Source organism: Adlercreutzia wanghongyangiae (genome assembly GCF_035989245.1).
GTDB lineage: Bacteria > Actinomycetota > Coriobacteriia > Coriobacteriales > Eggerthellaceae > Adlercreutzia > Adlercreutzia wanghongyangiae.
The window spans coordinates 1-22,532 of sequence record NZ_JAYMFF010000018.1 but is presented as its reverse complement, the minus strand read 5'-3'; the positions used below and the strand labels follow the sequence as shown (position 1 = coordinate 22,532).

The 22,532-nt window shown below is 62.2% G+C and carries 25 protein-coding genes; all 25 read right to left on the bottom strand.

The annotated features are described in order from the left end of the window. Window positions 1-95: 95 nt before the first annotated feature. Window positions 96-299: a cold-shock protein gene (locus VIN30_RS09015; RefSeq protein ID WP_016309120.1), complete on the bottom strand. Its 204-nt coding sequence runs from the start codon at window positions 297-299 to the stop codon at window positions 96-98. A gap of 129 nt (window positions 300-428) precedes the next feature. Next, window positions 429-836, bottom strand: a complete 408-nt coding sequence (locus tag VIN30_RS09010) for a hypothetical protein (RefSeq protein WP_338210985.1) — start codon at window positions 834-836, stop codon at window positions 429-431. A gap of 151 nt (window positions 837-987) precedes the next feature. Continuing rightward, window positions 988-2,076: a Holliday junction branch migration DNA helicase RuvB gene (gene ruvB / locus VIN30_RS09005; protein WP_338210983.1), complete on the bottom strand. Its 1,089-nt coding sequence runs from the start codon at window positions 2,074-2,076 to the stop codon at window positions 988-990. A gap of 12 nt (window positions 2,077-2,088) precedes the next feature. Then, window positions 2,089-2,688, bottom strand: coding sequence for a Holliday junction branch migration protein RuvA (gene ruvA / locus VIN30_RS09000; RefSeq protein ID WP_338210981.1), 600 nt, complete (start codon window positions 2,686-2,688; stop codon window positions 2,089-2,091). Further along, window positions 2,685-3,206 carry a crossover junction endodeoxyribonuclease RuvC gene (gene ruvC / locus VIN30_RS08995; RefSeq protein WP_338210979.1) on the bottom strand — a complete coding sequence of 174 codons (522 nt, stop codon included), beginning with the start codon at window positions 3,204-3,206 and terminating at the stop codon, window positions 2,685-2,687. The genes ruvA and ruvC overlap by 4 nt, the downstream gene beginning before the upstream one ends. 43 nt (window positions 3,207-3,249) lie before the next feature. Beyond that, entirely contained in the window at window positions 3,250-3,507 is a 258-nt protein-coding gene (locus VIN30_RS08990) for a hypothetical protein (protein WP_338210977.1), read from the bottom strand. Next, complete coding sequence (locus VIN30_RS08985) at window positions 3,504-3,980, bottom strand: DUF3990 domain-containing protein (RefSeq protein WP_338210976.1); 477 nt, start codon at window positions 3,978-3,980, stop codon at window positions 3,504-3,506. Before VIN30_RS08985 ends, VIN30_RS08990 begins: the two co-directional genes overlap by 4 nt. Next, the gene (locus tag VIN30_RS08980; RefSeq protein WP_338210973.1) at window positions 3,977-4,168 is read right to left on the bottom strand and encodes a DUF3791 domain-containing protein; all 192 of its coding nucleotides are present in this window, start codon (window positions 4,166-4,168) and stop codon (window positions 3,977-3,979) included. Before VIN30_RS08980 ends, VIN30_RS08985 begins: the two co-directional genes overlap by 4 nt. A gap of 248 nt (window positions 4,169-4,416) precedes the next feature. Then, window positions 4,417-5,607 (bottom strand): ATP-binding protein, encoded by a 1,191-nt coding sequence (locus tag VIN30_RS08975; protein ID WP_338210971.1) that lies wholly within the window; start codon window positions 5,605-5,607, stop codon window positions 4,417-4,419. Window positions 5,608-5,689: 82 nt separating this feature from the next. Continuing rightward, the gene (locus VIN30_RS08970; RefSeq protein WP_338210969.1) at window positions 5,690-5,860 is read right to left on the bottom strand and encodes a hypothetical protein; all 171 of its coding nucleotides are present in this window, start codon (window positions 5,858-5,860) and stop codon (window positions 5,690-5,692) included. 261 nt (window positions 5,861-6,121) lie between these two features. Next, complete coding sequence (locus tag VIN30_RS08965; RefSeq protein ID WP_338210967.1) at window positions 6,122-7,744, bottom strand: zinc ribbon domain-containing protein; 1,623 nt, start codon at window positions 7,742-7,744, stop codon at window positions 6,122-6,124. A 10-nt stretch (window positions 7,745-7,754) separates the two neighbouring features. After that, window positions 7,755-8,537, bottom strand: coding sequence for a zinc ribbon domain-containing protein (locus VIN30_RS08960; RefSeq protein WP_338210965.1), 783 nt, complete (start codon window positions 8,535-8,537; stop codon window positions 7,755-7,757). Between the two features lie 2 nt (window positions 8,538-8,539). Then, the gene (locus VIN30_RS08955) at window positions 8,540-9,184 is read right to left on the bottom strand and encodes a zinc-ribbon domain-containing protein (RefSeq protein ID WP_338210964.1); all 645 of its coding nucleotides are present in this window, start codon (window positions 9,182-9,184) and stop codon (window positions 8,540-8,542) included. Between the two features lie 113 nt (window positions 9,185-9,297). Next, complete coding sequence (locus tag VIN30_RS08950) at window positions 9,298-10,485, bottom strand: DUF6273 domain-containing protein (protein WP_338210962.1); 1,188 nt, start codon at window positions 10,483-10,485, stop codon at window positions 9,298-9,300. 2 nt (window positions 10,486-10,487) lie between these two features. Next, entirely contained in the window at window positions 10,488-11,456 is a 969-nt protein-coding gene (locus tag VIN30_RS08945; protein WP_338210961.1) for a hypothetical protein, read from the bottom strand. 486 nt (window positions 11,457-11,942) lie between these two features. Next, complete coding sequence (locus VIN30_RS08940; RefSeq protein ID WP_338210958.1) at window positions 11,943-12,353, bottom strand: HEPN domain-containing protein; 411 nt, start codon at window positions 12,351-12,353, stop codon at window positions 11,943-11,945. Continuing rightward, a complete protein-coding gene (locus VIN30_RS08935; RefSeq protein WP_338210956.1) occupies window positions 12,346-12,732 on the bottom strand; it encodes a nucleotidyltransferase domain-containing protein in 387 nt (128 codons plus the stop codon). The genes VIN30_RS08940 and VIN30_RS08935 overlap by 8 nt, the downstream gene beginning before the upstream one ends. A gap of 195 nt (window positions 12,733-12,927) precedes the next feature. Next, window positions 12,928-14,322 (bottom strand): RNA-binding domain-containing protein, encoded by a 1,395-nt coding sequence (locus VIN30_RS08930; RefSeq protein WP_338210954.1) that lies wholly within the window; start codon window positions 14,320-14,322, stop codon window positions 12,928-12,930. A gap of 231 nt (window positions 14,323-14,553) precedes the next feature. Then, on the bottom strand, window positions 14,554-15,354 hold the full coding sequence (locus tag VIN30_RS08925) for an SDR family NAD(P)-dependent oxidoreductase (protein WP_338210953.1): 801 nt from the start codon (window positions 15,352-15,354) through the stop codon (window positions 14,554-14,556). Window positions 15,355-15,616: 262 nt separating this feature from the next. Further along, window positions 15,617-16,417, bottom strand: a complete 801-nt coding sequence (locus VIN30_RS08920) for a YebC/PmpR family DNA-binding transcriptional regulator (protein ID WP_338210951.1) — start codon at window positions 16,415-16,417, stop codon at window positions 15,617-15,619. A gap of 280 nt (window positions 16,418-16,697) precedes the next feature. Beyond that, window positions 16,698-17,201 (bottom strand): cyclic pyranopterin monophosphate synthase MoaC, encoded by a 504-nt coding sequence (gene moaC / locus VIN30_RS08915; protein WP_338210949.1) that lies wholly within the window; start codon window positions 17,199-17,201, stop codon window positions 16,698-16,700. Window positions 17,202-17,422: 221 nt separating this feature from the next. Beyond that, a complete protein-coding gene (moaA, locus tag VIN30_RS08910; RefSeq protein ID WP_338210948.1) occupies window positions 17,423-18,427 on the bottom strand; it encodes a GTP 3',8-cyclase MoaA in 1,005 nt (334 codons plus the stop codon). Window positions 18,428-18,517: 90 nt separating this feature from the next. Beyond that, complete coding sequence (locus VIN30_RS08905; protein ID WP_338210946.1) at window positions 18,518-19,624, bottom strand: sulfate/molybdate ABC transporter ATP-binding protein; 1,107 nt, start codon at window positions 19,622-19,624, stop codon at window positions 18,518-18,520. Beyond that, complete coding sequence (gene modB, locus VIN30_RS08900) at window positions 19,621-21,123, bottom strand: molybdate ABC transporter permease subunit (RefSeq protein ID WP_338210944.1); 1,503 nt, start codon at window positions 21,121-21,123, stop codon at window positions 19,621-19,623. The genes VIN30_RS08905 and modB overlap by 4 nt, the downstream gene beginning before the upstream one ends. Before the next feature lie 160 nt (window positions 21,124-21,283). Continuing rightward, window positions 21,284-22,216, bottom strand: a complete 933-nt coding sequence (gene modA, locus VIN30_RS08895) for a molybdate ABC transporter substrate-binding protein (RefSeq protein WP_338210942.1) — start codon at window positions 22,214-22,216, stop codon at window positions 21,284-21,286. Between the last annotated feature and the right edge of the window lie 316 nt (window positions 22,217-22,532).

Sequence of the window (22,532 nt, the reverse complement as noted above, 5' to 3'; positions counted from 1 at the left end):
GACGCGGGCGCGTCCGTTTCAGCCAAGTGCGAAACATAAAAAGAAGGGCCCGGGATTGCTCCCGAGCCCTTCGGCGTTAATGGAGTTTCTAAAGCTTAGAGACGTTCCACGTTGCTCGCCTGCAGCTTGCCGTTCTGGCCCTCGGTAACCTCGAAGGTAACGGCGTCGCCCTCGTTGAGGGTCTTGAAGCCCGACATCTTGATCTCAGAGAAGTGAACGAACAGATCCTCGCCGTCGTTCTGAGAAATGAAGCCGTAGCCCTTCTCGGGGTTGAACCACTTGACAGTGCCTTCCGCCATGATGCTTTCCTCTTTCCTCCCTCCCGTCTTACGAGAGGGGATAGTAACACGGGCCCGAGGACCCAGCTCCCCATTTAGGAGCGCTCCATCACTATACGCTATGTTGCGCGGTTTTTCGCGGGGAATTTCTTATTCGCCCGCTTCCTCAAGAAAAGCCTCAAGTTCCCCATCACTCGCGCAGCTGGCATCCACATCATGCCCGAACGCCGCAGCCACCGCCGCCGCCTGCTCGGCACGCAGCGTCGCCATTTCGTCGTTGCCTCCTTCGCCGTAATAGCGGGACGACAGGAACAAGCTGCGGGCGATATGACCCCCCAGCTTCGGATCGGTGCCCGATACCTGCAGAATGCCCGCCAGCGACCCAGGCGCCAGCGACAACAGCGCCTCGCCATCCAAATCGGTGGCATCGCCTATGGCCAAATCCAGCATGCGCGCCGCGCTCTCGGCGTCATCCTCGCCTGCCGCCCGCTCCATAGACCGGCGAATCGCACCCAGAAGCTGGGCAATAATGCGCATCAGGTAATCTTGCTCGAACACAGTCACTCCTCCAATAATTCCGTAGGGGCGGCCTTCAGGCCGTCCCCCTCCCGACAACGCCAACGTCGCAGGGAGGGGCGACTGAAGTCGCCCCCTACAAAATCATCTGCGAGAACGACAGCAGCCGAATTTACCCCCCCCCCCGATTCCGCTAGCGCCCCTCAGGAGGCACAAGACCCAAATGTTCCCAAGCGCCGGCCGTGGCCTGGCGCCCCTTGGGGGTGCGCATCATAAGGCCCTGCTGCATGAGGAAGGGCTCGTACACATCCTCCACCGTATCCGGGTCTTCGGCCAGGGCCGAGGCCAGGGTGGTCAGCCCCACCGGGCGGCCGGCGAACTGCACGCAGAGCACTTCCAACAGGCGGTTGTCCACCGCATCCAGCCCCAAATGGTCTACCTCGAAGAAGGTGAGCGCCTCGGCGGCCACGTCCTCGGTGATGGAGCCGTCGCCGCGCACCTGGGCCCAGTCGCGCACGCGCTTCAGCAGGCGGTTGGCCAGACGCGGCGTGCCGCGCGATCGGCGGGCAATCTCCAGGGCACCCTCGCCATCGATGGCCACGTTCAGGATGGAGGCCGACCGGCTCACGATGAGCGAAAGCTCTTCAGGGGTGTAGTACTGCAGGCGGAAGGCCACGCCGAAGCGGTCGCGAAGCGGGCCGGTGAGCAGGCCCGTGCGCGTGGTGGCGCCGATGAGCGTGAAGCGCGGCAAATCCAATCGGATAGAACGGGCCGCCGGGCCCTTCCCCACCACGATGTCCAGCTCGAAGTCCTCCAGCGCCGGGTACAGCACCTCCTCCACCATGCGGTTCAGCCGATGAATCTCGTCGATGAACAGCACGTCGCCCTCTTCGAGGTTGGTAAGGATGGCAGCCAAGTCGCCCGTGCGGGCGATGGCCGGCCCCGACGTGGTGCGGATGGAGGCACCCAGCTCGTTGGCCACCACGGTGGCGAGCGTGGTCTTGCCCAAGCCCGGAGGGCCCGAGAACAGAATATGGTCGGCCACATCGCCCCGGGCGCGGGCCGCATCGATCATGATGCCGAGCGACTCCTTCACCTTGCTCTGACCCAGGTAGTCGTCCAGCCGCTTCGGGCGCAGCGAGAAATCGAGCTCCAGGTCGTCCTCGGTGAACGTGGGCGACACGGCCCGCGGGCCGCCCTCGCCCTCGGCGCGACCGCGCGGAGCACCCCCGTCGCGCTCGGCCAGAAACCCGATGCCCTCTATGTCCAGATCAAATGCCATAACAGCCTATCGCTATCGACTTCCCAAACGTTTCAGAGCGTATTGTAGCAGCGCACCCTCGCCCGCGCCCTCGGGAGCGCCCTTCAGGGCCACCTCGGCCTCGGCAGAGGTAAAGCCCATGGAAAGCAGCGCCTCGGTAGCACCCGTGAGCGCCACGTTGGCCGCCGCGACGCCCCCGTCGGCATCTTGGCTGAACAGCGATGCAGCACCCGCCTCCAGCGTGCCCTTCAGCTCCAGGATAATGCGCTCGGCCGTCTTCTTGCCCACGCCGGGAATGTGCGACACCCGGGCGATGTCCTGGGCGGCAATGGCATCGGCCAGCTCGCCGGGCGTGAAGGCCGAAAGCGCCGACAGGGCCATCTTCGGCCCCACCTTCGACACGCCGATGAGCTTCTCGAACAGCGTCTTCTCCTCTTCGGAGAGAAAGCCGTACAGCCCGATGCCGTTGTCGGTCACCGACATGTAGGTGAGCACGCGCACGTGCTGGCCCTGCGCCAGCTTGCCCAAGTCGCCCCCGGGCATGGCCACGGCGTAGCCCACGCCGTTCACGTCCACGTACACCATGCTCGGCGGCAGCACCGCCGCCACCTCTCCATCTAGAAACGCTATCACGCGAACACCTTCCCCTCGTGGGTCGTATGGCATATGGCCGCAGCCAGAGCGTCGGCCGCGTGGTCGGGCTCCGGGTCGCGGCTTAAGCCCAGCAGGTGGCGCACCATGTACTGCACCTGCTCCTTCTCGGCGGTGCCCTCGCCCACCACGGCCAGCTTTATCTGGCTCGGCGAGTACTCGCCCACGGAAAGCCCCATCTCGGCGCAGGCCACCAGCGCCGCCCCGCGGGCCTGGCCCGTGGCGAAGGCCGCGGTCACGTTGTTGCCGAACCACACCGTCTCGATGCCGACGCAGGTGGGACGGAACCGCTCGATCACCGCGCCCACCTGATGGTGGATCTTCAGCAGGCGCTCGGCTAAAGACTGCGAGGGCGGCGTAGCCACGCACCCGTAGGCCACACACCCCAGCCGCGAGCCGCACTGCTCGATAACCCCCCAGCCCGTATGGGCCAGACCCGGGTCGATGCCCAGTATGATGCGCGCTGCGTCCAAAAGATAAGCCCCGCTTTCCAAATTCAAGTGGGGCTTATCATAGAACATATGTTTGTGAAATGCAAGGACTCTATTCGCCAGAGGAAGGATGAACCGATTCCACCGAGCCAACGGGCAGGCGCCCGGCATCCCTCAATATCTCCTTCGCCAAATATTCGTCGCTTCGGCAGTGAAGATCGGCAACGCCCTCCTGGATCAATGGCATCAGCGGCGCATTGTAGAAAAGATCCATCGCCTCTTCGGGCGTTATTCCGCCCAGGCTCGCCATAACATCGATAACTCGTGCATACTTCATTTGCAAAACGGCCTGCTTGCCCGCGTCGCTCACGATACCTCCTCCGCTCCGCAGAAGCGCAGCGCCCGATCGATCGCCCGCTGAGTTCGGAAGCACAACTGGTCGTTGGGATTCACATAGGCCAACCGCCCCAATGCCTCCTCTTTGGCGATTTCGCCCGCGAAGTACAAATCGACCGTAGTGAACACGCGGTCGTTGGCGATGCCGCCCATAACAACATCCCAAGAAGAGCCGTCGGCACCGCTGCGGCAAGCCATGACAAAATCGAGCCATTGCCCGTCGTAGGAAGAGAACTCGAGAACATCCAAAGACGCCAGCGCGCCTTCGTCTAGATCGTACTCCCCTACGTAGGCTTTACGTCCTCGGCGCATAAACCGCTGGGCATAGCTAGTCGCTTGGCCTTTCATCGTTGTGACATAGAAGCCGCGGCCAAAATCGAGGTTGTCGCGGGAATGCTCGGTATCCGGACTGTCTACCACGCAGTCGGACGCATGATAAACCCTCATGCGACCAACTTCTTCTCGCGCATATAGCCAATGATATCTTCCATAAGGTAGTCTTTGCCGAAGGTGTGGAGCACATCATAGGAGGCAACGATATAGTTCTGGAGAATGCCGCTCTGCGCCAACAAGTTGTAAATCTCGGTTTGGCTAAGTCCCAACCGCTCGGACAAATTGCCAATGCAGTATGTCACGAATTCAACCTCTCGCTTCGACACAAAGACACCTCCTTTGCCCTATCAGCAACTACGCTCATTGTACCAAGGCGCCCGCCGCACCCTCAAGCCCCACCCCGCATAGGCCAGACCCGGGTCGATGCCCAGTATGATGCGCGCCGCGTCCAAAAGATAAGCCCCGCTTTCCAAATTCAAGTGGGGCTTATCATAGAACATATGTTTGCTGATTGCAAGACAAGTTTTAGCCTATTTATTGCGCTTTCCTGTTATGTGAAGAGCGGCACCTCCCCGCGAAGAAATGATTCGAGGGGGCACTCCGAGGAACCGATAACCAGCGTCCGCGCCCAGGGAAACCGGTTAACGAATGCCGTCAACCCCTTGAGCGACTTCACCCGACCGCTCTTCACCTCGATACCGACAGCCTCCTCGCCCTGGACGACAACGAAATCGACCTCGTCGTTCCCCTCGCGCCACCAGTGAACGTCGAAGTGCTCTTTCTTGGAGCGAGCGAGCAGACAAGCTCCCACGGCGCTTTCCACCAATCGACCACGCCTTTCGCTGTCGGTAAGCAGAAAACTGCGATAGGGTCCGTAAGTGGCCACCATGAGCGCCGTGTCGTAAACGGCAAACCGCGGCGAACTGGATTTCTCACGCACGAGTTTCGGGTCATACTTGGTCAATCCCGCCAACAGACCGGCGTCGTTGAGAAGTCGCAGGTAATGGGCAAGGGTGACCGTATTACCCGCATCATCGAGCTGCCCCATGATCTTACGATAGGACAGCTCCTGGGAAGAGTAGGCGGAGCCCAATCGGAACAAGCGCTCCATCAGGGCAGGTTTGCGGACGTCCTCCATTGCCACGACGTCCTTGGCAATGCTCGGCTCTATGACCGCGTCGTTGAGATAGTCGAGCCAGCGATTCTCGTCACGCCGGAGAGGCGCACCCCCGGGGTAGCCGCCGAAGTAGAGGAACTCATCGAGCGTATAGCCGAACGCCTCCTCGCACTCGGGCAGGCTCCAGTGGGTGCTCCGCACGATCTCGAATCGCCCGGTCAGACCCTCCCGCAGTCCCTTCTGCAAAAGGAGTGACGAAGAGCCACTCAGCACGATGCGCAAATCGAGACCCGCCCACGAATCTTCGTCCCAAAGCTCCTTCACGACCGCCGACCACTGGTCCACAAGCTGGATTTCATCTACAACGAGCAGCGCCGTTCCACCCGATGCGGAAGCAAGAGTGCGCGCCTGCGCCCACTGCGCCCGCAGCCAATCGCGGCTTGACGAATCGATGCTCGCGAGCGCGACATGCGCCGGCACGTCTACATGGGACAGCGCCTGCCTCAGTGCGGTGCTCTTCCCCGTTTGCCGGGGGCCGATAAGCATCTGAATGAGCCGGCGCGGCTCCCCCATGCGGTCGGCAAGCGTGCTCACGAGAGGCCGCTCGAAAACAAGGTGAGACATGATTTGCCTTTCTACTGAGCAAATTTGCTCAATAGTAAGGCAAATTCGCTCAGCAGTAAAGCCTGAATCCCCGAGGGCTACGCTACGGGCGCAGGCCCATGCCGCCTTCCAGGGTGAGGGCCTCGCCGCACATGAACTTGAAGTCGGGGTTGGCCAGCTGCACCACCACGCGCCCGATCTCGGTCTCCACGTTGCTGTGGTGGCCCATGGGAGGCATGCGCACATTGGCCTCGAGTGCAGAGAGCTCCGTCATTTCCTCCTTCTTTTCGTAGACACAAGATAAGGGAAGAAATAGGGAAATTCCCCAAAAGACAATGAGCTCTCGAAGCATTTCGCAAAACCCGGGGAGCCCATGGCCAAGAGCCCGCCAACGCAGCAGGCAAACCGAAACAGCCCGGGAAGCTGTCACGCCTCCCGGGCCGATACGGGACAACGGGCCCAGCCCCGTTGTCCCACGAGTTGGTCTAGTAAAGACTTATAGCCAATAGCAGTCGGGATTCGGTCTGCTGCAGCCCTACACGCTGTACATTTCCGAGTTGGGGTAGGTAGCCAGATTCTGAGGCGCGTCAATGGCGCCGAGGAACTTCCCGTCCTGGATGCACACCAGCGCGTAGGGCTCCGAGGTGGCATCGTCGCAGATGCCCCACCAACCGTCGTGAAGGTAGCGGGCGCGGAAGTCCTCGGGGATAGCCAGCGCGGCATCGGCCATGGAGGCGTCGAAGACCACCTCCCCCGAAGCGCTCACGATAGCCGACCGAAGCGCCGCGTCGGTGCTGGATGCACCCGCGGCACCCCCTTCGGCCGTAGCCGCAGCTGCCGCAGCATCCGCCCCGTCCGTGGCCGCCGAGGATCCGATCGAGCCTGCCGTGCGCACCCACAGCACGTCGTCGTTGGCGTCGCCGAAATTCGCGAGATCCTCGCCCAGCGGCACGATCCACGTGCCGGAGCCCACCGAGTACAGGCCGGCCAGAGACTTGTTGGCGCCGCCGTAAGGGTTCTCGCGCTCGGCGGTCACCAGCACGATGCCGCTGGCGCCGGGCTGGTCGTAGCCCAGCTTCCCGCCAACGACGTCGCCCCCGTTCACGCTGGCAGCGTCGAACAGCGGCTGGCCGTCGTAGCCGTACACCCTCTCGTCGTCCGGGGCGTCCTTGCGATAGTACCCATAGCCGAGGGAGACGACCGGGGCGCCGGCCTCCTGAGCCGAAGCGAGCACATTGCCGCTCGTATCCAGAAGGTACTCGTCGCCGAGTCCCGCTCGGGCCAACAGCACGCCGTCGTGGAAGGCGTCGGCCGCCGGCCACGCCGAGAGGGGGCCCTCAGCTGCCTTCCCCAGCTCGAACGCGAGGCTCCCCTGCTCGTCCAGCACCAGGAACACGTTGCTCTGGCCCGCCTCCTGGGCGATCACCGTCAGAACGAGGCGGCCGTCGGCATAGGATGTCACGTCGCCCGACACGCTGGACCGGCCCGTTACGCCAGTGGCCGCCAGAACGGGGTCGAGATCCACCGCCGCAGCGCCAGCGCTGTCGAAGAGCGCATAGTGGGTCTGCTCGTCGTGCACCTGGTCCCATTCGGCATCGTACTCGCTCGTCTCCCAGGTGCCCAGCGAGAAGCCGTCCGCAAAGGGCGTCTCCAGCACGGCATCGGAAACCGCCGGCACCGTGACGTTGCCGTACTCGTCCACCAGCGAGAAGCCGTTGCCAGAATAGGCGCCGAACCACACCGCAGGAAGCGTCGGCTCCGATGCGCCCGCAGACGCGGCATCGGCAGACGCGGGCTCGGCGTCGGCAGCCGCCTCGGGCTCGGGATCGACCGCCCCAGGCTCGGCGACCGGCTCCTCGATCGGCGCAGGCGCGGGCTCCGGCGCCGCGAACGGGTTCGCCACGGCGATGCCCACCGCCGCCAGCGCCACCACGGCCGCCGCGGCTATGCCCACAATAAGACCAGTGCGCTTCTTCCTTGCGGGAGCTTCCGCGCCCTTGGGCGCGCCGGCAGCGGGAGCACCCTGCCCGGACGCGCCGCCAGCGGCCGCGGCGCCCGTCGAAATCTCCGGAGCTGCAGCGCCCCCGAAGGCAGCACCGCACTTCGTGCAGAACTTGGATCCATCCGGCATCTGATTGCCGCATTTAGTACAGAACATGGGAGTCTCCTTACGCCTTCGCCTGTCGGGAGACAAGCACGCACACGATGACCGCAATGGAAGCCGCGCCGCACACGATGGCGTTCGTCGCCCCACCCGAGACGGCCAGGCCCGCCGATTCCAAGACGCCATAGGAGCCGAAGGCCCAGGCGAGGGATACGGCTGCCAGAAGCCCGGCGCCGATGCCCAGCACCAGGCCGTTGCGGCCGCGGGTCACCAGGGCGCACACGGCACCGGCGACGACCACAAGGCACGACGCAGCCCAGCACACCATTGCCATGAACAGCGCTTCAGCCGGCTTGCGCGACCCCTGGGGCTCGCTCAGGCTAATGGCCCGCGCACGGCCCGACGCCGCGACCTCGGCGGCCTCCATCGCATCGGCTATCTGCGCCTCGGCATCCAGATAGGTCGTCGCCGTGGCGGCCAGCTCGCCGAACTGGAACACCGAGTAGCTCTCCTTGAACTCGGGCAACGACACGTCGGCGCCGGTGAGCCCGGCGACCAGATCGGCACCGCCCGAGGCGTAACCACTCGCGGTCACCGCCGCGGAACTGGTGGAGAACCACGGCATGAGGGCGAACAGCAAGGCGACGGCGGCCATCGCGATGGCGGCTATGCGCAGGGGCGGGAACGGGCCCGCGGCCGACGGGGCCCTGAAGGCCGCGGGGGCCGCCGCGGCCGACCCCCTCGCGCTCGCGGCGGGGGCAGGGGCCGCCGCGCCCAACTTGGCGCCGCACTTACCGCAGAAGGCGCTGCCGTCGGGCAGCTGGTTGCCGCACTGGGGGCAGAACATGGCTATTCCCCTCCCTTCGGGGCGCCCTCGCCGCCGGGCGCCACGACCTTATTGCCGTCGCCGTCGACCTCGACTAGCTCGGACGCGCCGACACCCGCATTCTCGATCAGCTCGGCGTCGCCGATTCCGGCGCCAGCGCAAACCGCGGGCGGCGCAACCTTGGCTCCGCAGCTCATGCAGAACATATCGCCCTCACCGAGCGGCGCCCCGCAGCTCGCGCACGCGGGGCCGGTGGGTACGGCCCGCGCAGGGGCTACCTGGGCCCGGGCCTTGTCGGCCGGCGTGCCGCAGCCCGAGCAGAACAGGTCGGCGCCGCTCATGCGGGCCCCGCACACCGCGCAGGTGAAGCCCGCGGCCGCCGTCGCCGCGGCGGCCGCCTGCTCGTCGATGGCCGCGATCTGGCGCTGGCACTCCTCGCGCTCGGCGTCCACGCGGGCGATCCCCTCGTAGAGCGCCTCGCGCCCGGCCACGAGCGCCGCATCGCCCCGCGTCGCCTCGTACAGGCTCGCCCCCAGCTGGGCAGCCAGGCCCTGCCGCTGCTTGTTCAGCTCGCCGATGCGCGCGTTCAGCTTCATCTTGTCGGCGCCGCGCCCCGCGGCCGCCGTCCCCCGGTTCACCGCCGAGGTCACGTTGTCCAGAAATCCCATGTGAGTCCTTTCATGCAAGTTAGATGCGAAACCATTCGCGAATCGACAAGATAGGGGGCGATCCCCTTATTCCCCATCATGCGAAATGCGTCCCTCAGCCACGGAACAGTTCCTTAAATGCAGAAGCCAGGAACCACACCATCGACATAGTCAGCACCTGCACCGTAATCGCGAGGACGGCCGTGGTCTGTCACAAGCTGAAAGGAGCCCGACTCTCTCGGATCCGGAGAACGCTCCGGCCAGTATTGCGGTTGCCCACTCATATTTTTGATAAGAATTGTATTTTCTGGGTCGGATTCCCTTACGTCCTCGAACAACATGTATGGAGAACCCTCAGCATTAAAGACAGCAGCGTACTTCTCATAACTACTGCCGACACCAAGCTGTTCGGAACGAATTGGACCCGCGAGCTCCGCATACGAGAACAACCACAGCTTGTCTGATGTAGTGGACACCGAAGATACGCTGTCGGTTTCACCCACATTGTTAGTGAGTTTATCAACGGGAACAACAGCTGCCGCCAGGTCACTTGGCAGAAGGCTCAACCCTTCACCATTCAATGATGCCCGCATTTGAGAAGCCTCCCAGCCACCTGCATTTGTGCTGGAACTATTCATAGGCGCCTCAGCGATGCAGTCACCAAAAATAAACGTAATGCCCGCCTTGCCGCCCGCGGTCTTGTCATCATGGGCGAAGCCGACGATCTGCACCGTGGTCTGGGTGCCGTCCGCCAGCGTCACCGATTTCACCTGCGTGCCGTCCAGTTTCCCCTCCGGCGTGCACAGGTTGTATTTCTTCGCCACCTCGATGGCCGCCGCCTCGTCGCCGGCCGCGCCGATCTCGGCCGATATCTGCGACAGCTCGTCCCACGTGTAGGCCTCCACCGCCGACTTCACCGCGGCACCGGCCGCATCCTGGACGTCTCCCTGGGCATCGCCCGCGTTCTCGCCGACATCGGCACCCTGGCCATCGACAGCGTTCGCCCCCTCCTGACCGTCCGCGCCCTGGCTCGCGGCGGGAACCTCCACCGCCTCCTTGGGCTGCACGCCGGCGAGCCCGAACCCGTTCGTCGCGAACCCAGCGACGAGCACCACCGCGACCACGGCAACGGCCGCGATAACGCCGATCTTGGCGCCGCTCCTCTTGGGCGCCGGCGCCCCGGCCCCGGCGCCGCCGGTCGCCGCGCCCTGCGCGCTCCCGGCCGGCGTGACACCGCCTGCCTGAGCGCCCACCGGCGCCCCGCACTTCCCGCAGAAGGCCGACCCCTCCGCGATCTCATTCCCGCACTTTGAACAGAACATAACTACCTTCCTTTCTTCTCCTTTTTCAGTTTGACGTTTTCGGAAATGGCCTTGAACATCTTTTCGAGCGTCGAAGTGATAGCCCCTCCACTGGGGAAGATACCGGTGAGGTTGAGCGCGGTCTCAGCGACACCGACAAGGGAGAACATGACATCTCCCACCGCCATGAACCGGTCGCTCCCCCAGCCTTTGGTCGAATCGTCCTCTTCGAAAATCAATTCGAGCCTCTTTTCGGCATCCTCTCCCGCAAAGCCACCGACCTCTCGCGCTTGACCACGCAACACGTCCTTGACTTGCGAGAGTTTTTTCTCGTCGTCCCCGTTTTGGCAAACATACAAGTTCACCGCAAGGGCAACGAGCGTCGAGCAAGGGACAATCAGATTCTTCGCATTGAAGGAGAAGTCGTAGTAGTACCCGCCGCTGTTCAGCGCTTCCGTCAAAACGTGCTTCGTATACCTATCTGGCAGCGTGAAGTACGCTTTTTCGCCCTCTACGAAGTAGTTGCATTTGCACAAAGCGGTTTCCAGCGACTCCCACCAGCATCCCTCGGAAGGGGGCTCGCTCTTCAGCGCGTGACGTTCCAGATAACCCTCCACCCGCGCGGGAGTTATTCCAAGCTGCATGGCAAGAGTCAGGGTGCTAGGAGCGTTCCTCCTCGGCCCTAAGCCATTCTCCGCATCGCTCTTGTCGTCCTCTCCTGGAGCCAGAAAACCGTTTGGAACGTAGGCGTCAAGCAGGAATTCGAACATCATCAGATCGATCTCTGCCTTTGGAAGCGTGCAGAAGTTACGGTTGAAGTAGCACTCTGCCAGCTTCTTAAAGTTGGATGCCGCCTCATCTTTCGTGAAGCGAAAGGAACCGAACTCGCACTCAAAGGAGCCGGCGGCGTCCCCCCGCCGATGAGCATTCCGCTCGTCAGCAAGAGACCCTTCGGAACCCCCGAGTAGCTCATTATCTAGCGTCTCAGTCATCGGAGCCGCCCTTCGCGAAACAGCCCCAAGCGCAAGCGAGCGCCCAAAAGAAGTCCGCTATTCGATTGTATCTACGTGATTGCTGCGAGAACTCGTCCCGCGGAAATGCTGCGCTAGCGCGCGAGGGCTCACACCGTCTTAGCGGTGAGACCCCCCCCCAGGCAAGTGTATGTGCGCTTCGTTAACAGCATGTCGGTAAGTTTAGCACAGGTTGACAACGCCAGCAGGTTTTTTCGCCGATGGGGTGCGCGGCGAGCTGCCTCTCTCGCCACCAATGAACGTCGAAGTGCTCCTTCTTGGAGCGAGCAAGCAGGCACGCGCCCACGGCGCTTTCTACCAGCCGGTCGGCATCGTTGAGGTAGTCGAGCCAACGATTCTCGTCGCGCTGGAGCGGCGCGGCTTACCCCATGCGATCGGCAAGCGTGCTCACGAGAGGCCTCGCAAAAACAATGCTGAGCAAGCTCCTAGAAAGCGTGTCAGTGACGCTTAAATCTTGATCTCAATCGCGTCGAAACCGTTTTCGCGAAGAAAGGCAGCTATGCGATTAGCGCACTCGACAGCACGTCGCGCCTCGCCTTCTTGAAAATCAGGCGCCTCGGCATAGCGCGTCACAGAAATGAGGCCCGTCAGGTAAAGTGCTGCCTCAACGACCTCATCCGACGGCTCGCCCAGCAGCTCTTTCTCCTGCGCACGCATGAGCAGCAGTCGAATGTTGTGAGTAAACGGATAATCAGAATCCCGCACTTCGAAAGCGGCTTTGACCATCTTCTCTGCCGCCTGCTGAGCATGGTACCCGATGCTCTCGGTATGAGTCGCAACGCCGGCGGCGGCAAGGGCGCCAATGGCCTCCACGTCGGCGTTCGCCGCGTAGAGAAGCCCCCGGTACTCGCTAGCCATATATCTTCACGCCCTCACGACTCACGATGCCGTCGATGCAAGTGCGCTTACGGCGGCGCGACTCGTACTGCTGCCGGGGTCGCGTTAGCAAATCGTAGTCGTAGCCGCTGCGAATGATGTCGTCGGCCACCTTCATAGAGGCCATGGTGGCGTACTGGAGCGGCCGCTCTTTGTCGTCGCTCGTAACGACAAAGAGGTCGATGTCGCTGGACGGCCCCGCCTCTCCGCGGGCATAGCTGCCGAACACATAAATGCTCTCCGTCGGAATCGCCGAGGTAATGCCGCGCACAATAAGATCAAGCAGGTCACCGGGCAAAGCCAAACGGTGCTTGCCCTGGGCCTCAAGGTCTCTGACGGCCAAAACCTTGTTTACTTCCATGTCATCACCTCATTCGCTCGTAATTTTACCACGAGCGCAGTCGATGTCGACCCGAGTCGGATAACGCTTCGGCCTCCAAACAGGTGCCGGCCCGGAAACCACGGGGTCTCCAGGCCGGCACCACGACGATTCGCTATCCGAAAAGCACTTACGGACGCAGGCCCATGCCGCCTTCCAGAGTGAGGGTCTCGCCGCTCATCCCGCCCAATAATATCGCCTCGTTCTTACATTCCCATCGGCTTCAGCAAGGCCTTCCGCCACAAGCTCCTTAAGATATTTCGCCGCAGTTTTCGATGAGATGCGAAGTTCGGCAGCCACTTCGCCGGCCGTCAGCGACTTCCTCTCTTCCAAAAGAGCGATAATGGCGAGTCTCACACCTTCCTTCAGAGAGTTGCCCGTCTTCGATTTCGCATGCGAATCCTCCCCGCGAGGAATGCGCGCTTTGAACACATCACCCTCTTCGAGTACGGGGTCGGCCCCAAACAGCGCCTTTGCGTACTTCTCCAAATTACGAAAACCGCTCCCTAGCTCTTCCGCATAGCCAATTTGCGTGAAAAAATTCGCAATGATCGGGTTCTTTGGTATGGGATTGAAATCGGAAAGCGTTAAACGCCCCTCGAAAACAGCGCGACTCGCGTTTTCGGTTCGCAGACCCGTCTCGTCGATGATGAGCTTCGCGGGAAAAGGACTCGTAAATTCACGGTGGATAAGCGTATTGGATACCATCTCCCTCACCACGATATCGCGCACGCTCACTCGACGGTCGCCCTCGAGGTAAAACGGGTCGGGAAGATGCTTCACGCAGAAGTCGCGCAGCGCGCCATAGGCTGTCACGAGGTTGTCCCTCACTGTTTCCCTGTCGTCGTAGCGATCGGCCTGCTGCTCGCGAAACACCGCATCAGTCTTATAGGCGGGACACGCGGAGAGCACAACTTCACGACGACCGAGAAGTAGCGCAGCAGCCCGGCTGAGACCCTCAGCTCCCGTCTCTATATCTCTTGTGTAAAGCTGCGCGCTTCGCAATAGCTCGAAATCGTCCATTTCAGCCCAGGGATGATTCGGTCTTCTGGCTGAGGCCATCTTCCGGCACTTATCGATAAGACCGGGCTCTAAATCATCGATGCGCAAATAAGGAAAGATGTGCTGCTCGGTGAACACCGAGTACTTCCTCAGATAGAGGGAGGCAATCTGAGCATCGGTTCTCAAAACAACGTCGGCATCGGCGAACCTATCGTACACTTTGCCCTTGAAACGAAACACGCCTTGGGTGGGTGGCACCCAAACACGCAAAACCCATCGCCCGTCATACTCGATTTGCTCGAACTCCAAACTAGGCGGCATATTGAACAAATTGGGATTGCACGTACAGTTGATGAGATTACGCTCCACATCAAGTATGCTCTGCGAGGGAATGCCTTGCACGATTCCATCGTCCGTCACTCCCAGAAATAGACTGCCGCCGTTCCTGTTGGCGAAGGAGCATAGCGTCTCGAGCGAATCTCGCTCTGGCTTAGAACCGCATCTTTTAAACTCGACTGTCGTAGATTCACCTTGCTGCAGTATATCCTCGAAGACAGAGCGCTCCATCATCCCTCTCCTTTCCATTGAAAGCAGAATAAGGGAAGAAATAGGGAAATAAGGGAAGAAATAGGGAAATAAGGGAAGAAATAGGGAAATAAGGGAAACGTTGAGGCGCGGCCGAGTGGCTAGCTCCCTCCGCCACATCCTAAAACATCCAAACACGCAACCAGAAAGAATCGGCCCGGAAAGCCGCGATGCTTTCCGGGCCGCTTTACGACTACTCTGTTGCCAGAGGACGCTCTACGGGCGCAGGCCCATGCCGCCTTCCAGAGTGAGGGTCTCGCCGCTCATGAACTTGAAATCGGGGTTGGCCAGCTGCACCACCACGCGCCCGATCTCGGTCTCCACGTTGCCGTAGTGGCCCATGGGAGGCATGTGCACATTGGCCTCGAAGGCATCAGGGTAGGCTTCCTGGAAGTTCTCCAGCGCAGCCGTCCAGGCCAGCGGGCACACCACGTTCACGTTGATGCCGTCGGGACCCCACTCGGTGGCGGCCACGCGCGTGAGGCCGCGGATGCCCTCCTTGGCCGCCGCATAAGCGCACTGGCCATAGTTGCCGAACAGGCCCGCGCCCGAGGCGAAGTTGATGACCGAGCCCTTGGTCTCCTTCAAGTGCGGGTAGCACGCCTGCATATAGTAGAAGGTGGCGTACAGGCCCGAGTAGATGGCCAGATCGAACTGGTCGGTGGTGTGGTCGGCCAAGGTCACGCCGGAGGCGGAGGCCTGGGCGTTGTTCACCAGCACGTCGATGCGGCCGAAGGTCTCGATAGCCTGGTCAACCACGTTCTGCACCACGGCGGCGTTGTCGGCGCCGGCGTTCACGTCGGCGGCCACCACGAGCACCTTGATGCCGAACTCGGCCTCCAGCTTCTCCTTGGCCGTTTCCAACTTCTGCACGTTGCGCCCGGTGATAACGAGGTTCGCGCCCTCTTTGGCATAAGCGGTGGCGATGCCGTAGCCGATGGAGCCGGCCGAGCCGTCCTTCAGCGCGGCGAAGCCGGCGCCGGTGATGATGGCGGTCTTACCTTCGAGAAAACCCATGGAGCCTCCCTTGTCGAATGGCGGGGCGCCGCGCGCAGCGGCAAGCCTCCCGCGCCCTTACCTGCCCTTCACCCTACCAGATTTCCCCGCGCCGATGTTTCCGGAATGTTGCGCGGGGCATCTGCGTCCCCGAAAGGCGCAGAAAGCGCTGGCTGCGCTTCGGAACACCCCTTCCTGACACGCAGAACACCGCCGTACGCAAAAAAGGCGCCGAGCCTTAAGCCCGACGCCCTTGAAGCTGCGCGATATGCGAAAGAGCGGTTTACTCGTCCAGCGCCTCGGCGATCTCGTCGGTGATGTCCATGGTGTGGTACACCGCCTGCAGATCCTCCAGCTCTTCCAGCTTGTCGATGAGGCGCATGACCTTCTTCGCGTCGGCCACCGACACCTCGGAGGGGGTGTTGGCGATCATGGTCATCTCGGCGCCCTTCACGGCCACGCCCTGGGCCTCCAGTGCCTTCACCACGGCCATGAGGTCGCCCGGCGCGGTGTAGACGATCCACTCCTCGTCGGCATCCTCGTAGTCATCGCCGCCGGCCTCGGCCACGGCCAGCATGAACTCCTCCTCGTCGGCAGCGGCGCCGTTGGGGGCGATGGGGTTCTTCTTGTCGCCGGTCTCCACTTCCTTGGACACCACGATCTGGCCCTTGCGGTCGAACTGGAAGGCCACCGAGCCCGAGGTGCCCAGGTTGCCGCCGGAATGGGAGAAGGCGGCGCGCACGTCGGCCGCGGTGCGGTTGCGGTTGTCGGTCAGCGCCTCGCAGAGCACCGCCACGCCGGCCGGGCCGTAGCCCTCGTAGACGACCGTCTCGTAGCTGGCGGCGTCCTTGCCGGAGCCGAAGGCCTTGTCGATGGCCGTCTTGATCTTGTCCTTGGGCATAGAATAGCCCTTGGCCTTCTCGATGGCGGCGGCCAGCGACGCGTTGTTGTCGGGGTTCGGGTCGCCACCCTCCTTGGCCGCCACGGTGATGTTACGAGCCAGCTTGGAGAACAGAGCCGAGCGCTTAGCGTCCTGCGCGGCCTTGCGGTGTTTGGTGGTTGCCCACTTAGAATGCCCTGACATGGATACGTCCCTTCGAAAACACGAATATAACAGCGGCTCATGGTACCACAAGGCCCGCTTTCCTGGGAATACCCGCCTCACGGTGCACGTTTTTTCTACGGAAGAGAACCGCGCGAAGCGGATTCTGCTTGCAAAATGACGGATAGCGTAGTTTTCTTGCTTCGAATTCCTGGATTGTGAAGATGTCACCTGGGAAAACTCGGTCTGTTTTCTCGGATGGCATCACTGAAACTACGCTAACCGTCGTTTTGCAAGCAGAATAGCAGGGATGCGCTCGCGTCTAGGAGTTCTTGCGCAGCCACAGCCCCGTCTTGCCGCCGTCCTTCCGCAGCAGGCGCACGTCGCCGATCTCCATACCGCGGTCCACCGCCTTGCACATGTCGTACACCGTCAGGCACGCCACGCTGGCCGCCGTGAGCGCCTCCATCTCGATGCCGGTCTTGCCGGTGACGCCGCAGGTGGTGACCACGCGAATACCCACGCGGCCATCGGCCCGCTCGCCCGCGTGCACCGGCTCGCATTCCACCTTCGCCTTGGTGATGTTCAGGGGGTGGCACATGGGGATAAGGTCGCTCGTCTTCTTCGCGGCCATCACGCCGGCCACGCGCGCGCAGGCGAGCACGTCGCCCTTGGCCGCCTTGCCCTCTACGATAAGCGCGAGGGTCTCCGGCTTCATGGAAATGAAGCCCTCGGCCACGGCCACGCGCTCGGTGTCGGCTTTCTGCGACACATCCACCATGCGGACGTCGCCATTCTCGTCGATGTGGGTCAGCTGCTCGGTCATTGCAATTCCTTTCAAGCAAACTCGAGAATCGTTTTTAGAGAAGAGGAGCCCGCGCTCGGGGCGACGACCTGCGCTCGGGGCGAGGGTCCGCGCGGAGTTCCGCAGCGACCGGAACAGCCCAGTGGGCTGTTCCGGCGAGCGAGGACTGTCTGAGCACGGCGCCCTTGCCCCGAGCGCAGGCCCGGACAACCCCGTTCGTCCCGCAGGACGAACAGAGCCTCTTAGCCTCCTATCTGCGACATATTCCGTTCGGTGCCCACCTTGTCGTGGTGCTCGTCGGGCTTGGCTCCCAGAGCACGCAAAAGCACCTCGCGCGCCGCCGCGTCGTCCTCGGCGCGTAAAGCGGCACGCACGTCGTACTCATCATCGGAGAATAGGCACGGACGCACCTTGCCATCGGCGGTCACGCGCAGGCGGTTGCACTCACTGCAGAAGTGGCGCGACAACGGGCTGATGAAACCCACCGTGCCGGCCGCCCCCGAGAACTCGAAGTAGCGCGCCGGACCCCAGCCCACGGGCTTGCTCGCCTTTGCCGCAGGCACCAAATCGGGAAGCCCAGCAGCACGCGCCTGCTCTCCGATAATGCCGATCAACTCCTCGGAGGGAATCACGTCGGCCTTGCCCCAGCCGGTGCCCCCCTCGCCCTCGGCGTTGCCCACGGGCATGTATTCAATGAAACGCACATGCAGCGGACGATCGATGGACAGCTTCGCGAAGGCAAGGAAGTCCTGGTTCAGGCTGCGCACGGTCACGGCGTTCACCTTCACGGGATTCAACCCGGCCTCCAAAGCCGCATCAATGCCGGCAAGCGTGTCCTCCAAACGCCCCACCCGCGTGATGGCGCGAAACTGCTCGGTATCCAGCGTGTCCAGCGAGATGTTCACCCGAGAGAGCCCTGCGGCCTTCAAATCGTCCACCATGGCGGGCAAAAGCACGCCGTTGGTAGTCATCGACACGTTCTCGATGCCGGGAATGTCGGTTATAGCGTGCACCAGGTCCACCACGCCCTTGCGCACCAGCGGCTCGCCACCAGTTAGCCGCACGCTGCGGATGCCCAACCCCGCGGCCACATGCACCAAGCGCTCAATCTCCTCGATGCGCAGTATCTCATCGTGCGCCATGGAGCATACGCCCTCCTCGGGCATGCAGTACACGCAGCGGAAATTACAGCGGTCGGTCAGCGATAGGCGCAGATAGTCGATGACGCGCCCATGTGAGTCCTTCAATGCTCCCCCTTGCTCGCTTCTTGGCGAACCATTATATACGACAGCGAATAAATAGCCAATCAACGACCGTGCCGCAGCCGACAGCCGTCCCTAGCGGCTCACCAGATACACTTTATCGGAAGGAATGCGCACCCACAGCTCATCCCCCACCTGAGGCAGTACGTCGTCCACCCTCTTGCTCACCCGCCAGAAAAGATGCTGGTGCAGATAGCTCATCTCGTTGTCGTCGGGCAACACTGCCGCCTCGGCCGCGCCAGCGCGATCCAGAAATCCCAGCAACGCGGTACGTTCGAACCGAGAATCACTCGTGCGATCGACCCGCACGTGATAGCAGTTCTTTCCAGGCCCCTCCACCCGCTCCACATAGAACGCACGTACACCCAGGCATTTCACGTCCGCAGGAACGACCTCGGCCGTATGCACCGTCACACCCCAACGCGGCAGATACACCGCATGTTCCCCCGCCCGCTCGGCAACGGTGGCATTCTTGCATCCCGAAAGCTTCAGACCGGCCACCGATTGCGGGTGGTTCACCAGCTCGTCACCCGTGTCAACCTCCATAATGCGCCCCGCATCCACCACAGCGATGCGATCGCAGAAGCGCAGCGACTCGTCGATGTCGTGGCTCACGTACAGAATCGTCCCCTCGAAGGCTTCGAACAGGCTGACCAGGTTCTGCTCCAGCACACCTTTCAGGTGCGCATCCAGAGCGCTGAAGGGCTCGTCCAGCATCAAGATGCCGGGGCGCGCCGCCAGCATGCGGGCCAAGGCCACGCGCTGCTGCTGACCGCCCGACAGCTGAGCCGGATAGCGCTGCCCGAAGCCGCGCAGACCGAAGCGCTCCAGCTCGGCGGAAATAATGCGCGCACGCTCCTCCTCGCCCACCTCTCGTCCAATGCCGGCACCGATGTTCTCGGCCACGGTCAGGTTCGGGAACAGCATGTAGTTTTGGAACAGCAACGCCGTCTTGCGCTGCTGCGGCGTCAGGCTCACTCCCGCCTCCGAGTCGTAGAACACCTGACCGTTCACCACGATGCGCCCCTCGTCGGGCGTCTCGATGCCGGCGATGCAGCGCAGTGTGAGGCTTTTGCCGCATCCCGATGCCCCCAGAAAGCCCAGGGTCTCGTTACCAGCTCCGAAGGCCACGTCCAACGTGAACGCACCGAAGTTCTTCCGAATGTCCACCGACAGGCTCATCGGGCCCCTCCTTCCGCGCCGCAGTTATCCAGCACGGCCAGCTCGGCCTCATCCGCGCCGCTACCGGCCTTATCGCCTCTCTCGCGCCGCCGGCCGCCGCGCGTCCCGTTGCGACGGGGCTTCGGCGATCGCCCCTCATGGTCGCTGCGCCGCCGATAGCGCGTGGTGTGCCGACTCCATAAGTTGATGAACAGGATGACCACGAAGCTGAACACCAGAAGAACAATGGTCCAAAACCACGTGGCCTCAGTGTTGCCGTTCATCCATTCGAAGTAAATGGCGATGGGAATGGTACGCGTAGTGCCCAGCTGATTGCCGGCCAGGAACAGGGTGCAGCCAAATTCACCCAGAGCCCGCGCGAAGGCCAGCACCGTACCCGACGCGATAGACGACCAGGCCAGCGGCAACATCAGCCGCATAAAGATGCGGCCATTGGACCATCCCAGCGTGCGGGCGGCGTCAAGCATGTTCGGATCGAGGCTCTCGAAAGCCCCCCGCGCGCTGCGGTACATAAGCGGAAAGGCCACCACCACCGCGGCGATCACGGTAGCCTGCCAGCTGAATACCAAGGGGAATCCCACGTCCTGGAAGAAACGCCCGAGGGCGGTGTTGCGTCCCAGTGCCATCAGCAGCAGAAAGCCGCACACCGTCGGCGGCAGCACCATGGGAATGGTGAAGATGGTATCGAAAATGTCTTGCGCACGCTTCGAGATGCGCATCGTGAAATAGGCCGCCGCCAAACCGAGCACGAACACGAACACGATGGCCACACCGCAGGTTCTCAGCGTTACCCACAACGGGGAGTAGTCCAGATTCGCCAGGAAGTCGCCCAACTGCTCCAAGGGGCCACCCGCAGCTTCCACTTGGGCCGCATCGGCTGGCACCAGCACGCCGCTGACCATCTGCGCCGGCCGCACCTCGGCCTTCACGTCGAAGTCGTCCGTCGGCCCCGAGATGGTCACATAGTAATAGCCCTCTTTAAGCTCGCGGGCAAAATCGTAAGAGACCCCCTCCACTTCCAGATGAGCGTCGTTCTCGTCACCCGGCTCGCCGCTGAACACATACCAGCTGTCCTGGGCGCCCAGGGGGCTCACCCCTGTCGAGAAATTAGCATCCAGCGCCGCCAGCAGCGTTTCCAGCTGTTCCACGGGCCCTCCAGATGCAGCGTCATCCGCCCGGATGTCAAACCGCTCCGCCACCTCCGCGGGCACGAACATAACCGCATAATCGGCGGTGTTCACCACCGCCACCATCGACGGATCGCTCAAACGGTAGGAGTATCCGTAGCTCACCCCATCGATATCCCGCGTCGAACCCGTGCGCGAGCACGCGAACGCCTCTACGGCAAACGCGCAACCCTCCATGCGGGCCGCATCGCCCTCGGCAGACACCTCCACCTCGGCATCAGCCGTCAGCGAGGCGCCCCCGTCGGCCCAAGCCACACCGGGCACACACGCCACCGCTACTGCCAGCAGAAAGGCGATCAGACCCCTGACCATCGCTCTCCTCTCTCGAGATGCCACATACCCGCGCAGCTCGTGTTCTCCGCCGCCTTGTCCCGAGCAGCCTAATATCCTCAGGTGCCGCTTCCACGGCGCACAGCGGGCGGAGTCGCCCCCGCCCGCTGCATCAGTCATCGATTATTATACCGAGTCGCCCTCAATCCTGCGCAAGCTCGAAGCCCCACTTCTCCCAAATCTGGGCGCAATCCTCGTCGGTCATGCACCAAGTAAGAAAGGCCTGAGCCTCCTCGGCATGCTCGCTGCCGGCGCACACAGCGCCAGGATACACGATGGCCTTATGGGTATCGTTCGGCACCACCGAGCAAATCTCCACACCGCCCATACGGTACACATCGGAGGTGTACACCATAGCGATATCCACCTCGCCGGTCTCAGCGTACTTGCACACGTCGCCCACCTTGGCGCCCAGCGTCACCTTGTCCTTGATGACGTCGGAGAACTCGCCGCCCTTACCCGTGGCGTCTGCGCCCGTCGCGTTATCGGGCTCGATGTACGCGCCCACGGTCGACAACGCCTGGCAGGCGTAGTTGCCCGCCGGCACGCTCTCGTCGCCCACTGCCAGCGTGTACTTGCCCTGGGCAATTTCCTCCAGCGTGATGTCGGTACCGGCCAACTCGCCACCCTGCTTGGTCACAATGACCAAATCGTTGTTGAACATGGTCTGACGCGTGTCCTTCCTCACGTGGCTCTTGTCCACCGCGTCGTCCATGGTGCCCTGAGATGCCGTGATGAGAACATCGGCATATTGGCCGGCGGCCAACATCTCGATCAGCGCACCCGAACCCTCGTACTGGGTGTCGGCGAAGGTGACGTTCGGATTCTGCCGGGTATACAGTTCCTCAGCCTCAGCCATGGCCTTCGTCAGGGAATTCGCCGCAAAGATCTGCAGCTCAACCGGCCCACCCGAGGGCTGCTCCCCCGCGCCGGTGGCGGTACCGTTGGACTCCTCCCGACTCGTTGCATCAATCGCCGCCCCTGACGTCTCGCCACTTGAACAGCCAAAAAGACCCAGAGCAATCATCACTGCCAACACGACAGCAATCGCGCTCCTTTTCCATACTCCAGCCATGGGTTCCTCCTTGAGAATCTCATTATTCTTATCAATGCATAATGTATGGTTCTATAGTAGTCCAACGCAAAGCTGAGTACAAGACTTATTATTCTCAAATGTAAATAATCTGAGAATTCAACTGCGCAAAAGACTGAAGCTGGCGAAAGAACCGCCAACAACAACCAAACACGCTTCTAATAAAAAAGCCCCATAGACATATGTCTATGGGGCTCAAGCCTCATACATAACAGGATTGGGCGACAAAAAGCGCCCCCTGCGAGCGGAACGACCTGTCCTCCCGCGGCCTGGCGCCGCAGTACTATCGGCGATGCGG